The following is a 15,024-nucleotide window of genomic DNA, read 5'->3' on the forward strand; positions in this document are numbered from 1 at the left end:
GGAAAGGAATAGGCAGATCACAGGCGGCCGTCTCCGTCGCGCGGGGGATGCCGCACGACGGCCCCCGCCCTACGGTGGAGGGATGGCCTTCACCCGGACGCCGACCCTGCGCGACCAGCGCGGCGACCTCCTCCTCGCGCTCGTCCTCTTCGTCGGCGCGATCCTCAGCGCGGCGCTCTCCTCCATCGCCCAGGTCTACGGCGACGAACAGGCTCCGCTATGGACCGCCCTCGTCTACGCCGTCGTGGTGGCGGCGCCGCTCGGTTTCCGCCGGCGCTGGCCCGGCACCGTGGCCGTCGTGGTGTCGCTGGCCTACTTCACCGCGGTGACGATCCGGGTACCGGAGATCTACGTCGGCAACATCGCGATGTTCATCGCGCTCTACACGGTCGGCGCCTGGATGAACGACCGCCGGAAGGCCCTGGTCGTCCGTGTCGCGATCATCGTCGGCATGTTCGTGTGGCTCCTCATCACCATGTACCGCGACGCCATCAGCGAGGCGGACAAGGCGGACGTCGTCGCCGGTGCCATGTCGCCCTATGTGGCCTTCATGCTCATCCAGATCCTCCTCAACGTCCTGTACTTCGGCGGCGCCTACTACTTCGGCGAGCGCTCCTGGGCGGCGGCGGAGCAGCGCACCGTGCTGGAGGAGCGCACCCGAGAGCTGGAGCGCGAGCGCGAGGTCACCGCGGCGCAGGCGGTGGCCCTCGACCGGGTGCGGATCGCCCGAGAGCTGCACGACGTCGTCGCCCACCATGTATCGGTGATGGGCGTGCAGGCGGGTGCCGCGCGCCTCGTGCTCGAGAGCGATCCGGCGCAGTCGGCGCGCATCCTCTCCGGGATCGAGTCCTCCGCGCGGGACGCGATCCAGGAGCTGCGCCAGCTGCTGGAGACCCTGCGCACTCCCGGCGGCGACACGACCGAGCCGGCATCGACCGTCTCCCTCGACGACATCGCCGCCCTGGCGGAGGCATCGACCGAGGCCGGCCTCCCCACCGCGTACGCCGTGATCGGCGATCCGGTGCCGGTGCCCTCGCTCGTCGCGGTGAACCTGTACCGGATCGCGCAGGAGTCGCTGACCAACGCCCGTCGGCACGCCGGGCCCGGGGCGACTGCGGACGTGCGCGTGCGCTACGACGACGACGGCGTGGAGGTCGAGGTCGTGAACACCGGTCGCGCCATCGCCCAGCTGCGTCCCGGCCTCGGCCAGCTCGGGATGCGGGAGCGCGCCGCGGCCTCCGGCGGTACGTTCGAGATCGCTCCGCGCGCGCCCGGCGGGGTGCGGGTGCGAGCGCGAGTGCCGCTCGCCGCACCCGTGACGGAGGCCGCACGGTGACCGCGCCGATCCGGGTGCTCCTCGTCGACGACCACGCCCTCCTCCGCGCCGGCTTCCGCACGATCCTCGACACCCAGCCCGACATCACCGTCGTCGGCGAGGCCTCGACCGGGGCGGAGGCCGTCGCGCAAGCCGCCGACCTGCGCCCTGACGTGATCACGATGGACGTGCAGATGCCCGACATGGACGGGATCGAGGCGACGCGCCGCCTCGTGGCCGACCCCTCGGTGAGCGCCGCGATCGCGATCGTGACGACGTTCGATCGCGACGACTACCTCTATCAGGCGCTCGAAGCCGGCGCGAGCGGGTTCCTCCTCAAGAACGCGGGCGCCGAGGATCTCATCTCCGCGGTGCGCGCTCTCGCGGCCGGGGACGGCATGCTGGCACCCGAGGTGACGCGCCGCGTCCTCACCCGCTTCGCCGGAGCGACTCCGGAGACCGGCGCCGCTCCCGCCCGCGCGGTGACGAAGACGCCCACGACCCCCGTCCTCGCGGAACCGCTGACCGAGCGGGAGGCCGAGGTGCTGACCCTGCTCGCCGACGCCCGCAGCAACGCCGAGATCGCCCGCGCCCTGTTCATCGGGGAGGCCACCGTGAAGACCCACGTCTCCCGCATCCTGCAGAAGCTCGGCGCCAGGGACCGCGTGCAGGCCGTCGTGCTCGCGCATCGGATGGGGCTGGCCTGACCGGAGGCGGACCGCTCCCCCGCGATACTCTCGGAGCCATGCCCGCCGCCGCCCCCGTGTCCCGTCCGATCGTCGCCGGGATCGTCACGGCGCTGGTCGGGTTCACGAGCTCGTTCGCGGTGGTGCTCACGGGTCTCGATGCCGTCGGCGCGTCGGCGGCGCAGGCGGCCAGCGGACTCCTCGCCGTAAGCCTCGCGATGGGGCTCGCCTGCATCGTGCTGGCCTGGCGCTACCGGATGCCGATCACGGCCGCGTGGTCCACTCCTGGCGCCGCCCTGCTCGTGGCGACCGGCAGCGTCGAGGGCGGCTGGCCCGCCGCGGTCGGGGCCTTCCTCGTGACCGCGGCCCTCATCCTCCTCACGGCGCTCTGGCCCGCGCTCGGAGCTTTGATCGCCCGGATCCCTCCGTCGATCGCGCAGGCCATGCTGGCGGGAGTGCTGCTGCCGCTCTGCCTCGCGCCGATCACGGGGGTCGTCGCGAACCCCTGGGGCGTGGTCCCGGTGGTGCTGACCTGGCTGGTCTTCGCCCGACTGGCTCCCCGGTGGGCCGTGCCGCTGGCGTTCGTCGCCGCGGCCGCGGTCGTCGCCGTGTCGCTGGTCTCCGCGGGGACCCGGGTCGACCCGGCCGTCCTCCTGCCACGGTTCGAGCTGACGATGCCGGCCTTCACGGTCGGGGCCCTGGTCGGCATCGCCCTGCCGCTGTTCATCGTGACCATGGCGTCGCAGAACGTGCCGGGTATCGCGATCATGCGCAGCTTCGGCTACGAGGTCCCGTGGCGTCCGGCGATGCTCGTGACCGGTCTCGGCACGGCCCTCGGCGCTCCGGCCGGCGGGCACGCGATCAACCTCGCCGCCATCAGTGCGGCCCTCGCCGCGTCCCCCGACGCCGATCCCGACCCCGACCGGCGCTGGCTCGCCGGGGTCTCCACGGGGGCGTCCTATCTCGTGCTGGGGGCGTTCTCCGCCGCCTTCGCGACCCTCGTCGTGCTCGCCCCGACGGCGGTCATCCCGGCGGTCGCGGGACTCGCGCTGTTCGGCGCCTTCGGCGCGGCCGTCCAGCAGGCGATCGACGACCCCGGCGAGCGCCTCCCCGCGGTCGTCACGTTCCTCGTCGCCGCCTCCGGCATCGCCGTTCTCGGGGTGAGCGCGGCATTCTGGGCGCTGGTCGCCGGCCTGCTCGTGCGCACGGTGCTGCACGCCGGCCGTCCGCCCCGCGGCTGATCCGTGGCCGTCCCCCCTGCGGGGGATGCCCTGCCCCGCCCGTGCTCAATAGCGTGAAGGTCATGCGGATCACCTTCGGACGGAGCACCACGACATGACCACCGGACTGCTGGAACTCTCCGGCATCACCAAGAGCTACGGCAGCCGCCGGGTGCTGGACGACGTGTCGTTCACGGTCGCGCCGGGCCGGCTCACCGGTTTCGTCGGCGGCAACGGCGCCGGCAAGACCACGACCATGCGCATCATCCTCGGGCTGCTGTCGTCGGACGGCGGACGAGTCGACCTCGACGGGGCGCCCCTCACCACCGCCGACCACCGTCGCTTCGGCTACATGCCCGAGGAGCGCGGACTGTACCCGAAGATGAAGGTCCTGGAGCAGATCGTCTACCTCGCGCGCCTCCACGGGTTCAGCAAGCCGGACGCGACGGAGCGGGCGACCGCGCTGCTCACGGAGCTCGGACTCGGCGAGCGCCTCGACGACACGATCGAGTCGCTGTCGCTGGGCAACCAGCAGCGGGCGCAGATCGCCGCGTCGCTCGTGCACGACCCCGAGGTGCTGATCCTCGACGAGCCCTTCTCCGGCCTGGACCCCCTCGCGGTGGATGTCGTCGCCGGCGTCCTGCAGGCCAGCGCGGCCCGCGGCGCCTCGATCCTCTTCTCCTCCCACCAACTCGACGTGGTCGAGCGCCTCTGCGACGACCTCGTCATCCTCGCCGGGGGCACCATCCGTGCCGCCGGGTCCCGGGACGGGCTCCGCGCCGAGCACGCCCGCGACCGGTACGAGCTCATCTCCGCGGGCGACGCCGGGTGGCTGCGCACCGAACCCGGGGTCACGGTCGTCGACTTCGAGGGCGGCTACGCGCTCTTCGATGCGGACGGCCCCGACACCGCCCAGCGCGTGCTGCAGTCGGCGGTCGCGCGCGGCGACGTCGCGAGCTTCGCGCCCAAGCACCCCTCCCTCGCCCAGATCTTCAAGGAGGTCATCCAGTGAACGCCTCGACCCCAGCGCGGAACGGGATCTGGCTGGTCGCCGAGCGGGAGATCGGCTCCAAGCTCCGCAGCAAGGCGTTCCTGATCTCGACCGGCATCCTGCTCGTCCTCGCCCTCGCCGGCGTGCTGTTCGGCGGCTTCGCGAGTCAGAACACCGACGCCATGCCCGTCGCGGTGACCGCGGAGACCACGGGCGCCGTGTCCGCGCTGCCCGACGTCGAGGTGACCGAGGTCGCCTCCCGCGCCGAGGCCGAGGAGCTGGTCCGCGACGGCGACGTCGACGCGGCGGTGCTCCCGGGCGACAACCCCGCCGGATACACGATCATCGCCCTGGAGGATGCGCCCTCATCGCTCGTGTCCGCGCTGTCGCTCTCGCCCGAGGTCGTGATCCTCGAACCTGTCACCACCAACCCGCTGCTGCGCTACTTCATCGCGATCGCCTTCGGGCTCGTCTTCATGATGGCCGCAGCGACCTTCGGCGGCACCATCGCGCAGAGCGTGGTCGAGGAGAAGCAGACCAGGGTCGTGGAGGTGCTGCTGTCGGCGATCCCGGCACGCACGCTGCTCGCCGGCAAGGTGATCGGCAACACGGTGCTCGCGATGGGACAGATCCTCGCCCTCGCGGCCGTCGCCACGATCGGCCTCATCGTGACGGGTCAGCGGGAGGTGCTGACCACCCTCGGCGCCCCCATCATCTGGTTCGCGGTGTTCTTCCTGTTCGGGTTCATCCTGCTCGCGGCGATGTTCGCGGCGGCGGCCTCCATGGTGTCCCGCCAGGAGGACATCGGCTCGACGACGACCCCCATCACGATGCTCATCATGGCGCCGTACGTGCTGGTGATCGTGTTCAACGACAACCCGCTGGTGCTGACGATCATGTCGTACGTGCCGTTCTCGGCTCCGGTCGGCATGCCCATGCGCTTGTTCGTCGGCGAGGCGCAGTGGTGGGAGCCGCTCCTGAGCCTGGCGATCCTCCTGGCGAGCTGCGTCGCGGCGATCGTCGTCGGCGCGAAGATCTACGAGAACTCCCTGCTCCGGATGGGCTCGCGCGTGAAGCTCGCCGAGGCTCTGCGCGGCTGATCCCGAGACCCCGCTTTCGCGCCGAGACCCCCTGCTGCACGCACGTGCAGCAGGGGGTCTCGACGTGTACCCGGGGTCTCGGCGTCAGAGGAGGCCGTCGGAGAGGGTGGTGGGGTTGCCGAAGCGGTGGTTGGTGATCGACACGGCCTGCTCGTGCAGGAACGGGAGCATCTCGACCCGGCCCGCTCCGGTCACGGCGTGCGACCATACCGCGACGTCGGGGCTGCCGTCGAGGGCCGTGTGCAGCGCGGCGGCATCGCCACCGACGAGCCGCACCCGCTGCCACGACCGGGCGCCCTTCGCGTAGCGCTTGGTCCACGCGGCATCCGACTCGGTCTTCACGGCCACGCCCTGGGTCTTGAGCGCCTTCTCCACGCGGGACGGCAGCGACGCGGCCGACACGGTGAACGGGCTGCCGCTGCGCAGGGCCGCGGCGAGCACGCGGACTCCCTCGGCCAGCGGCGCGTCCTCGGCGATGCGCACGTCGACCGCCACCGGACGGTACCGGAACACGTTGCGCTCGACCCCGAGTCCGGACTTGTCGCTCACGGCGCCGAACTCGTCGATCCACGCCCGCTCGTCGGCGGCCGCGGCGCGGTGCAGCCACTCGATGCCCACGGGGTCGAGCTCGGGCGCGGCCGCCTCCAGTAGCCCGGTCACGGCGGGGGTCACCGCCGCCCCCGGAGCCGCGGCGGGCAGCTCGCCCGCACGCCACTCACCGAGACCGAAGAGGTAGTTGGGGCCGCCGGCCTTGGCTCCGGCGCCCACGGCCGAGCGCTTCCAGCCGCCGAACGGCTGACGCTGCACGATGGCGCCGGTGATGCCCCGGTTCACGTACAGGTTGCCGGCCTCGACGCGGTCCAGCCAGGTCGCGACCTCGGCGGAGTCCAGCGAGTGCAGCCCCGCGGTGAGGCCGTAGTCGACGGCGTTCTGCAGCCGGATGGCCTCGTCGAGGTCCTTCGCGTGCATGATGCCGAGCACGGGTCCGAAGAACTCGGTCAGGTGGAAGTACGAGCCCTCGCGCACGCCGGTCTTCACCCCCGGGGTCCACTGCTTCCCCTCGTCGTCGAGCTTCCGGGGCTCCACGAGCCAGCGCTCGCCCTTGTCGAGCGTGGTGAGCGCGGTGAGGAGCTTGCCGTTCGCGGGCTCGATGATCGGCCCCATCTGCGTGGCGGGGTCATCGGGCAGCCCGACGCGCATCGAGGTGACCGCGTCCACGAGCTGCCGCTCGAAGCGCTTCGAGTCGGCCACCGACCCGACGAGGATCGCCAGCGACGCGGCCGAGCACTTCTGCCCGGCGTGGCCGAACGCGCTGCGGGCGACGTCGGCGGCCGCGAGGTCGAGGTCGGCCGACGGCGTCACGATGATGGCGTTCTTGCCGCTCGTCTCGGCGAGCAGCGGCAGGTCGGCCCGGAAGGAGCGGAAGAGCTGCGCGGTCTCGTAGGCCCCGGTGAGGATGACCCGGTCGACCTGGGGGCTCGCGACCAGGCGGGTGCCGAGGTCGCGGGAGGCGAGGTCGACGAGGGCGAGCAGATCGCGCGGGACGCCCGCGGCCCACAGCGCCTCGACCATCACGGCACCGCACCGCTGGGTGAGCTTCGCGGGCTTGATGATCACTCCGGATCCGGAGGCGAGGCCGGCGAGCACACCGCCGGCGGGGATCGCCACGGGGAAGTTCCACGGCGGCGTGACCACGGTCACCTTCGACGGCACGAACTCGGCGCCGGGGATGGCCTCGAGATCCTTCGCCCGCTCCGCGTAGTAGTGCGCGAAGTCGATCGCCTCGCTGACCTCGGGGTCGGCCTCCGCGATGGTCTTGCCGGCCTCGTGCGCCATGATCTCCAGCAGCTCGCCGCGGCGGGCGGCGAGCTCATCGCCCGCACGGTGCAGGACGGCGGCGCGCTCGGCGGCGGGGAGCGCCGCCCATCTCTCGGCGGCGGACGTGGCGGCGGCGAACACGGCGTCCAGCTCGGCGTCGGTCTCGATGCGGGCGGCCGCGATCGCGTCCCGGCCGAGCGACGACGACACCGAGCGCTGCAGGATCTCCCGGCCCCAGGCACGGTTCGCGGCGAGCGCCGGATCGGTGTCGGGCTCGTTCGCGAAGCCGTCCGTGGTGCCGGCAGGGCGCGGGGCCGTGCGGTCCTGCGTGCGGTTCGGCGCGGGTACCGACGGGTCGGCGACGAGCGCGGCGAGAGAGCGCTCGAAGCGCTCCCGCTCGCGGGTGAGCAGAGTCGGGTTCGACGCCAGCTCGAACACGGCGGACATGAAGTTCTCGGGGCTCGCGTTCTCCTCGAGGCGCCGCACGAGGTACGCGATCGCGACATCGAACTCCGCCGGGTTCACGACCGGCGTGTAGAGCAGGAGGCGGCCGACGTCCTTGCGGACGGCCTCGGCCTGCCCGGTCGCCATGCCGAGCAGCATCTCGTACTCCACGGCCTCTGTCACACCGCGGGCCTTCGCGAGCAGCCAGGTGTAGGCGATGTCGAAGAGGTTGTGACCGGCGACGCCGATGCGCACGGCGTCGAGCCGCTCGGGCGTCATCGCCCAGTCGAGCACGCGCTTGTAGTTCGTGTCGGATTCCTGCTTGGTGCCGTAGGTCGCGAGCGGCCAGCCGTGCACCTTCGCGTCGACCTCCTCCATCGCGAGGTTCGCGCCCTTGACCACGCGCACCTTGATCGGCGCTCCGCCCTTGGCGCGGCGTTCGGCGGCCCACTCCTGGAGACGCTGCATGGCGCTGAGCGCATCGGGCAGGTAGGCCTGCAGCACGATTCCCGCCTCGAGGTCTTCCAGGCCGGGCTGGTCGAGGATGCTCGTGAAGGCCGCGATCGTGAGGTCGAGATCGCGGTACTCCTCCATGTCGAGGTTGATGAACTTCTGGGTCCCGGTGCGGGCGCCCTTGGCCTCGGCCTTCGCCGCGAGCCGGTACAGCGGGGTGAGCTTCTCGACGACGTCGGCGACGGCCTCGTCGAACGACCACATGGAGAGCTGGCTGACGACGCTCGAGACCTTGATCGAGACGTAGTCGACGTCCGGACGGGCGAGGAAGTCGTACGTGCCCTGCAGTCGGCGGCCCGCCTCGCGCTCGCCGAGCACGGCCTCGCCGAGGAGGTTCAGGTTCAGACGGTTGCCGGTCTTGCGGAGCTTGGCGATCGCGGGGCCGAGCTTGGACGGCGTGGCGTCGAGCACGAGGTGGCCCACCATGGCCCGCAGCACGCGCCGCGAGATCGGGACGACGACGTTCGGGAGCTTCGGCGCCCAGAACCCGCCGGCCTTGATGGCGGCACGGAGGTAGCCGGGCAGCAGCGTGGGCGTGATGTCGGACAGCTCGGCGAGCTTGCGGCCGGCGACCCGCAGATCCTCCGGACGCATGACGCCGTCGACGAAGCCGACCGTGAAGGCGAGGCCGTTCGGATCCTTGAGCACTTCGGACAGGCGCTGCGCGGCCGGCTCGACCGGGTGGGTCTCGCTTTCGGCGAGCCAGCGCTGCACGAGCGCGGCGACCTCTTCGGTGCGGGGGGTGGTGTCGTCGATGACGGTCATGAAGCGGGGTACCTTCCTCGGCCTCGCACACCCGGGTGTCGTGTGCGGCTGGATCATTGTCCAGCCGGTCGGTAGGCTCCGTCTATCAACCGATTCGAGTGGATTCTGTTCACTCTTCCCGAACGATCGGAACCGCCGTGCTCGACGTCCATCGCCTGCGTCTGCTCGTGGAGCTGTCGCGTCGCGGGACCCTCTCCGCTGTGGCGGATGCGCTGTCCTACAGCAAGGCCTCCGTGTCCCAGCAGCTCGCCGCGCTGGAGCGTGATGTCGGGGTGCCGCTGCTGCGTCGGGTCGGTCGTGGCGTGCAGTTCACGCCGCAGGGGAACGTCCTGGTGGCCGAGGCCGTCGGCATCCTCGATCAGCTCGAGCACGCCCAGGTCGCCGTCGCCGAGTCGCTCACCGAGGTGACCGGCACCGTGCGCCTCGCGGTGTTTCAGTCCACCGCGCACTCCCTGCTGCCCCGCGCGCTCGCAGCCCTCGGCGCGCGCCACCCCGCCCTGCGCGTCGAGGTGACCGAGCGCGACCCCGAGTCCGGGCTGGTCGGCGTCTCCAGCCGCGACTACGACCTCATCCTCGCGGAGCAGTATCCGGGCCACACGCGCCCCATCCACGCCGACCTCGACCGCGTCGTGCTCGCCCACGACGCCATCGCGCTCGCCCGGCGTCCGGGAGCGTCGGAATCCGCCGATCCCGTCGCGGCCCTGTGGGCGACCCGCGCCGAGCCGTGGGTGCTCGAACCCGCCGGGACCGCCTCCCGCGCGTGGGCGGAGCAGCTCTGCCGCACCGCCGGGTTCGAGCCCGACGTGCGCTTCGAGCTCGCCGACCTCACCGCGCACGTCCGGCTCATCCACGCGGGACTCGCGGTCGGGCTCCTCCCCGAGCTCGTGTGGGCCGGCGATACCCCGACGGTCGACCTCGCCCCGCTCCCGCACGAACCGCGCCGGGAGATCTTCTCCTCCGCTCGCCGGGTCTCCGCGGACGCCCCGTCGATCCGCGCCGTCCGCGCCGCGCTCGCCGACGCCGCCTCCCGCAACCTCCTGGACTGACGCGGCGCACACGGTTCCGGGAATATGCATGCACATGCATCGGTTCATCCCCCGTGTACCCGGACGACGGCGTCCGATCCCCTCCGTCCGAAAGGCACTTCCGTGAGCACTCCCGTCATCGACCGCACCGCCCCGACCGAGCACCCCGTCCTCGACGTCCTCGCCGGCCGCTGGAGCCCCCGCGCCTACGACGCGCAGCACCCGATCGACGAGGCCAAGCTCGCCACCGCCCTCGAGGCCGCCCGCTGGAGCCCCTCCGCCAACAACGTCCAGCCCTGGCGCTTCATCGTCGCCCGCCGCGGCACCGCGCTGCACGCCCAGATCGTCGACGCGCTCATGGGCTTCAACCAGGCCTGGGCCGGCAACGCGGCCGTCCTCGTCGTTGCGATCGCCGAGACCGCGACGGCCGACGGCACGCCGATCAGCCACGCGTTCTACGACCTCGGCCAGGCCGTGGCGCACTTCTCCGTGCAGGCCCACCACGACGGCCTCGTCGTGCACCAGATGAGCGGCTTCGACCCCGAGGTCGTCCGCGAGTTCGCCGACCTGGAGCCCCGCTTCACCCCCGCCACCGTCATCGCCGTCGGCGAGTTCGGCGACATCGAGGCTCTGCCGGAGGTGCTGCAGGAGCGCGAGGTCGCCCCGCGCGTGCGCCGTCCGATCGCGGAGACCGTCGTCCTCAGCGCCTGAGCAGCGACAGACGAAAGGCCCGGTATGCGTCGCGCATACCGGGCCTTTCGTCGTCTGCCGATCCCGATCAGTCGTCGAGCAGCTCGGCCTCGATCACGTCGTCGTCCTCGACCTCCGGCTCGGGGGTCGTCGCGGTGAGCACGAGGCCCGTGCCGTCGGCCGCCACGTCCACCCGGACGGTGTCGCCGTCGTGCACGCCACCCGAGAGGAGGGCGGTCGCCAGCTTGTTCTGCACCTCGGTCTGGATGAGGCGACGCAGCGGACGGGCGCCGAACACCGGGTCGTACCCGCGCTCGGCCAGCCACGACCGCGCCCCGGGAGTGACCGCGAGCGTGAGGCGACGGTCGCGCAGCCGGTCGTGCAGCTGGTCGACCGACAGCTCGACGATCTGCGCGAGGTCGTCCTCGGTGAGGGCCTGGAACATCACGATGTCGTCGAGACGGTTCAGGAACTCCGGCCGGAACGCCTGGCGCACGAGCGCCATCACCTGCTCCCGCTTCTCCTCCACGGAGAGCACGGGGTCGATGAGGATCGGCGAGCCCAGGTTGGAGGTCAGGATGAGGATCACATTCGAGAAGTCGACCGTGCGCCCCTGCCCGTCGGTCAGCCGCCCGTCGTCGAGCACCTGCAGCAGCACGTCAAACACCTCGGGGTGCGCCTTCTCGACCTCGTCGAGCAGGATCACGCTGTACGGACGGCGCCGCACGGCCTCGGTGAGCTGACCGCCCTGCTCGTAGCCGACGTACCCGGGAGGGGCGCCGACGAGCCGCGAGACGGAGTGCTTCTCGCCGTACTCCGACATGTCGATGCGCACCATGGCGTGCTCATCGTCGAAGAGGAACTGCGCGAGCGCCTTGGCCAGCTCGGTCTTCCCGACACCGGTTGGGCCGAGGAACAGGAACGAGCCGGTGGGGCGACCGGGATCGCTGATCCCCGCGCGCGAGCGGCGCACCGCGTCGGACACCGCCTTGACGGCGTCCTTCTGGCCGATGAGGCGCTTGCCGAGCTCGTTCTCCAGGTGCAGGAGCTTCTCGCTCTCGCCCTGCAGCAGCCGCCCGACCGGAATGCCGGTCCAGGCCGCGATCACGGCCGCGATGTCCTCCTCGGTGACCTGCTCGTTCACCATGCGCGGTTCGCTCGAGGCGGCGGCCTCGGCCTGCTCGGCTTCGGCGATGTCGCGCTCCAGGCGCTTGATCGTCTCGTACTCGAGCTTCGACGCCTTCGTGTAGTCGGCGTTGCGCATGGCGAGGTCGCGCTGGGTGATCGCGTCGTCGAGCTGCTTCTTCAGCTCCCCGACCCGGTTCAGGCCCTGCCGCTCCCGCGCCCATCGGGCCTCGAGTCCGGCGAGCTCCTTCTCGAGCTCGACGAGGTGCTCGCGGAGGGTTCCGAGGCGCTCCTTGGACGCGGCGTCCTTCTCCCGCTTGAGCGCGAGCTCCTCCAGCTTCAGCCGGTCGACCTGACGCTTGAGCTGGTCGATCTCGACGGGAGAGGAGTCGATCTCCATCTTCAGACGCGACATCGACTCGTCGATCAGGTCGATGGCCTTGTCCGGCAGCTGCCGCGCGGGCAGGTAGCGGTTGGAGAGGGAGGCCGCGGCCACGAGCGCGCTGTCGGAGATGGTCACCCCGTGGTGCGCCTCGTAACGCCCCTTGAGCCCGCGGAGGATCGCGATCGTGTCCTCGACCGTCGGCTCGCCGACGTACACCTGCTGGAAGCGCCGCTCGAGGGCGGCGTCCTTCTCGATGAACTCGCGGTACTCGTTGAGGGTGGTGGCGCCGATGAGCCGCAGCTCGCCGCGGGCCAGCATCGGCTTGAGCATGTTCGAAGCCGCGACCGACCCCTCGCCCCCGCCCGCGCCCATGAGCACGTGCAGCTCGTCGATGAACGTGATGATCCGGCCGTCCGACTCGGTGATCTCCTTGAGCACCTGCTTCAGGCGCTCCTCGAACTGGCCGCGGTACATGGCGCCCGCGACGAGCGCGGAGATGTCGAGCGAGACGAGCTCCTTGTCCTTGAGGGACTCGGCGACGTCGCCCGCGACGATGCGCTGCGCGAGGCCTTCGACCACCGCGGTCTTGCCGACGCCGGGCTCACCGATCAGCACCGGGTTGTTCTTGGTGCGGCGGGTGAGCACCTGGCTGACGCGCCGGATCTCACTGTCCCGTCCGATGACGGGGTCGAGCTTGCCCTCGCGGGCACGGTCGGTCAGGTTGATGCCGAACTGCTCGAGGGCGGACTGCTGTTCCTGGTTCGGGGATCCGGTCTGCGGGGTGGTCATGCGCTCCTCCTGGAGATGCTCCTTCTGAAAGTTGAGTTTGGTTGACTCAAGTTTAGCATTCAGCGGTGAGCGGCTCCACCACCTCTCACCTCTCGCGGGCGACCTCGTCCCAGACGGCCGCCGCCACCTCGCGCTTGGTCCCGGCCGCGGTCCGTGCCAGGGCTCCTCCGCGACCGAGGATGTGCACGGCGTTCTCGCCACGTTCGAAACCCTGCTCCCAGCCGACCTCGTTCACCACCAGGAGGTCGACCCCCTTGCGCTCCTGCTTGCCGCGGGCGCGCGCGAGCAGCTCGGCCTCGTCCTCCGGGGTCTCCGCCGCGAACGCGACGATGAGCTGCCCTTCCCGCCGGGTGTCGACGAGCGCGGCGACGATGTCCTCGTTCTCGACGAGTTCGATCGTGCCGACGCCGCCGCGGTCCTTGGTGAGCTTCCGGGCGGAGACCTCGACCGGGCGGTAGTCGGCCACCGCCGCCGCCATCAGCACGACGTCGGCCGTCGCCGCCTCCTCCTTCATCGCCGCGGACAGCTCGGCAGCCGTGCCGACCCGGACGATCCGGATCTTCGGGTGGCGGGCCTCCGCGAGCACGTCCCCGGCGACGTTCGCCGCGACGAGCGTCACCTCCGCGCCGCGCGCCGCCGCCTCCGCCGCGAGCGCGACTCCCTGGCGCCCGCTGCTCCGGTTGCCAAGGAAGCGCACCGGATCGATGGGCTCCCGCGTGCCGCCCGCCGAGACGACGACCCGCACGCCCGCGAGGTCGCCCGGCGTCATCAGCGCCTGGGCGGCGGCGAGGATCTCCTCCGGCTCGACCATGCGACCGGGGCCGCTGTCGCCGCCGGCCAGTTCGCCGTCGGCGGGGCCGACCACGTGCACGCCGCGGTCCCGGAGCGTCGCCATGTTCGCCTGCGTGGCGGGGTTCCGCCACATCTCCGCGTGCATCGCGGGGGCGACGAGCACCGGCGCCTCGGTCGCGAGCAGCGTCGTGCCGAGGAGGTCGTCGGCGAGACCCGCGGCCATCTTCGCGAGGGAGTTCGCCGTGGCCGGGGCGATCACGACGAGGTCCGCCCCCTGCCCCAGGGCGACGCGCCGGACGCGGGCGACGTCCTCATGCACGCTCGTCGTCACCGGGTGCCGGCTCAGCGCCTCCCAGGTCGGCAGGCCCACGAAGCGCAGCGCATCCTCCGTGGGCACGACGGTCACGTCATGACCGGCCTTGGTGAGCAGGCGCACGAGGTGCACCGTCTTGTACGCGGCGATGCCGCCCGTGACTCCCACGACGATGTTCACGCCTCGATTCTGCCCCAGGGTCCGGACGTCCGGGCCGTCGCGGGCGGATCCGTCCCCGCCCGTCCCGGCCGACCTAGACTCGGAGGCGTGTGCACGGTGGTGATCGACGTCGAGGCTGCGGGATCCGCGCGGCTGCTGGCCGTCCGCGACGAGGACCCGGCCCGGGAGTGGGACGCCCTGGGCGCGTGGTGGCCCGAGGAGTATCCGGGGGTGATCGGCATCCGCGACCGCCGCGCCGGTGGGGCCTGGCTCGCCGTGAACCCCGTCGAACGACGCCTCGCCGTGCTCCTCAACCGCGCCGATGTGCAGGACCTCTCCGCGACCGCGGCCGTCTCCCGCGGCACCCTTCCGCTCGCCGCGGTCACCGGGCGTTCTCCGCAGGGAGCCCCGCCGATGCACGGCTTCAATCTGCTCGAAGTCGGTCCGGAGGGCGCGCGAGTGCTCTCCTGGGACGGTGCCGAGTTGCGGGAGACCCCGATCGAGCCCGGAACGCACATGATCGCCCACGACGACCTCGACGACGAGGAGACCCCGCGCATCGCCGCGTGGCTCCCGGAGTTCCGGGCGCTCGGGCCCGCCGCGGCGAGCGCCGACTGGACGGCCGAGTGGACCGCTCTCCTCGGATCCTCGGCGACCCTGCCCCCGGAAGACGACCGCGCCATCATCCGCGACAACCGCCCGCACGGGTACCCGACGCAGTCCCTCCTCTACGCGGTCGCCACGGTCACGCCCGCCGGGGTCGACGTCCGCGACGTCACCCTCCCCTCCCCCGCCCACTGGCACTGACCCCCCTCCGCCTCCCCCTCCGCCCGCCCCCTCTCGCGCCGCGGGATCAAAACAGCACCCCCGCCCTCCGTCCGCGGCCCCTTTCCG

At 71.9% G+C, this 15,024-nt stretch carries 11 protein-coding genes; 8 read left to right on the plus strand and 3 right to left on the minus strand.

Translation table 11 applies throughout. The annotated features are described in order from the left end of the window. The first annotated feature begins 82 nt into the window (after positions 1–82). The 5 genes from B7W94_RS07510 to B7W94_RS07530 all read left to right on the plus strand — a co-directional run bounded on the left by B7W94_RS07510 (position 83) and on the right by B7W94_RS07530 (position 5,312). Entirely contained in the window at positions 83–1,336 is a 1,254-nt protein-coding gene (locus B7W94_RS07510) for a sensor histidine kinase (protein ID WP_085605656.1), read from the plus strand. Continuing rightward, positions 1,333–2,022 (plus strand): response regulator, encoded by a 690-nt coding sequence (locus B7W94_RS07515; protein ID WP_085605658.1) that lies wholly within the window; start codon positions 1,333–1,335, stop codon positions 2,020–2,022. The genes B7W94_RS07510 and B7W94_RS07515 overlap by 4 nt, the downstream gene beginning before the upstream one ends. A 38-nt stretch (positions 2,023–2,060) precedes the next feature. Continuing rightward, complete coding sequence (locus B7W94_RS07520; RefSeq protein ID WP_085605660.1) at positions 2,061–3,242, plus strand: benzoate/H(+) symporter BenE family transporter; 1,182 nt, start codon at positions 2,061–2,063, stop codon at positions 3,240–3,242. Between the two features lie 106 nt (positions 3,243–3,348). After that, positions 3,349–4,233 (plus strand): ABC transporter ATP-binding protein, encoded by an 885-nt coding sequence (locus tag B7W94_RS07525; RefSeq protein WP_085605683.1) that lies wholly within the window; start codon positions 3,349–3,351, stop codon positions 4,231–4,233. Further along, the gene (locus B7W94_RS07530) at positions 4,230–5,312 is read left to right on the plus strand and encodes an ABC transporter permease (RefSeq protein WP_085605661.1); all 1,083 of its coding nucleotides are present in this window, start codon (positions 4,230–4,232) and stop codon (positions 5,310–5,312) included. The genes B7W94_RS07525 and B7W94_RS07530 overlap by 4 nt, the downstream gene beginning before the upstream one ends. A gap of 84 nt (positions 5,313–5,396) precedes the next feature. Here B7W94_RS07530 and B7W94_RS07535 read toward each other — a convergent pair whose 3' ends face one another. Then, positions 5,397–8,852, minus strand: a complete 3,456-nt coding sequence (locus tag B7W94_RS07535; RefSeq protein ID WP_085605663.1) for a bifunctional proline dehydrogenase/L-glutamate gamma-semialdehyde dehydrogenase — start codon at positions 8,850–8,852, stop codon at positions 5,397–5,399. A 137-nt stretch (positions 8,853–8,989) separates the two neighbouring features. Here B7W94_RS07535 and B7W94_RS07540 point away from each other — a divergent pair, with 137 nt between their 5' ends. Together B7W94_RS07540 and B7W94_RS07545 are read left to right on the plus strand one after the other, a co-directional pair. Then, positions 8,990–9,898 (plus strand): LysR substrate-binding domain-containing protein, encoded by a 909-nt coding sequence (locus B7W94_RS07540; RefSeq protein ID WP_085605665.1) that lies wholly within the window; start codon positions 8,990–8,992, stop codon positions 9,896–9,898. Between the two features lie 102 nt (positions 9,899–10,000). Continuing rightward, complete coding sequence (locus B7W94_RS07545) at positions 10,001–10,588, plus strand: nitroreductase family protein (RefSeq protein ID WP_085605667.1); 588 nt, start codon at positions 10,001–10,003, stop codon at positions 10,586–10,588. 67 nt (positions 10,589–10,655) lie between these two features. Here B7W94_RS07545 and B7W94_RS07550 read toward each other — a convergent pair whose 3' ends face one another. Continuing rightward, on the minus strand, positions 10,656–12,866 hold the full coding sequence (locus B7W94_RS07550) for an ATP-dependent Clp protease ATP-binding subunit (RefSeq protein WP_085605669.1): 2,211 nt from the start codon (positions 12,864–12,866) through the stop codon (positions 10,656–10,658). 85 nt (positions 12,867–12,951) lie between these two features. Further along, on the minus strand, positions 12,952–14,151 hold the full coding sequence (gene coaBC / locus B7W94_RS07555; protein WP_085605671.1) for a bifunctional phosphopantothenoylcysteine decarboxylase/phosphopantothenate--cysteine ligase CoaBC: 1,200 nt from the start codon (positions 14,149–14,151) through the stop codon (positions 12,952–12,954). Positions 14,152–14,238: 87 nt separating this feature from the next. On the opposite strand from coaBC, the gene B7W94_RS07560 reads away from it, so the two are divergent. Beyond that, positions 14,239–14,937, plus strand: a complete 699-nt coding sequence (locus B7W94_RS07560; protein WP_085605673.1) for an NRDE family protein — start codon at positions 14,239–14,241, stop codon at positions 14,935–14,937. Positions 14,938–15,024 lie beyond the last annotated feature (87 nt).

It is taken from the genome of Microbacterium sp. LEMMJ01, from assembly GCF_002114135.1.
Taxonomy (GTDB): Bacteria; Actinomycetota; Actinomycetes; order Actinomycetales; family Microbacteriaceae; genus Microbacterium.

Coding starts and splice junctions, on each gene's coding strand:
- B7W94_RS07535 (WP_085605663.1), bottom strand. CDS start 8,852: ATGACCGTCATCGACGACACCACCCCCCGCACCGAAGAGGTCGCCGCG.
- B7W94_RS07550 (WP_085605669.1), bottom strand. CDS start 12,866: ATGACCACCCCGCAGACCGGATCCCCGAACCAGGAACAGCAGTCCGCC.
- B7W94_RS07520 (WP_085605660.1), top strand. CDS start 2,061: ATGCCCGCCGCCGCCCCCGTGTCCCGTCCGATCGTCGCCGGGATCGTC.
- B7W94_RS07510 (WP_085605656.1), top strand. CDS start 83: ATGGCCTTCACCCGGACGCCGACCCTGCGCGACCAGCGCGGCGACCTC.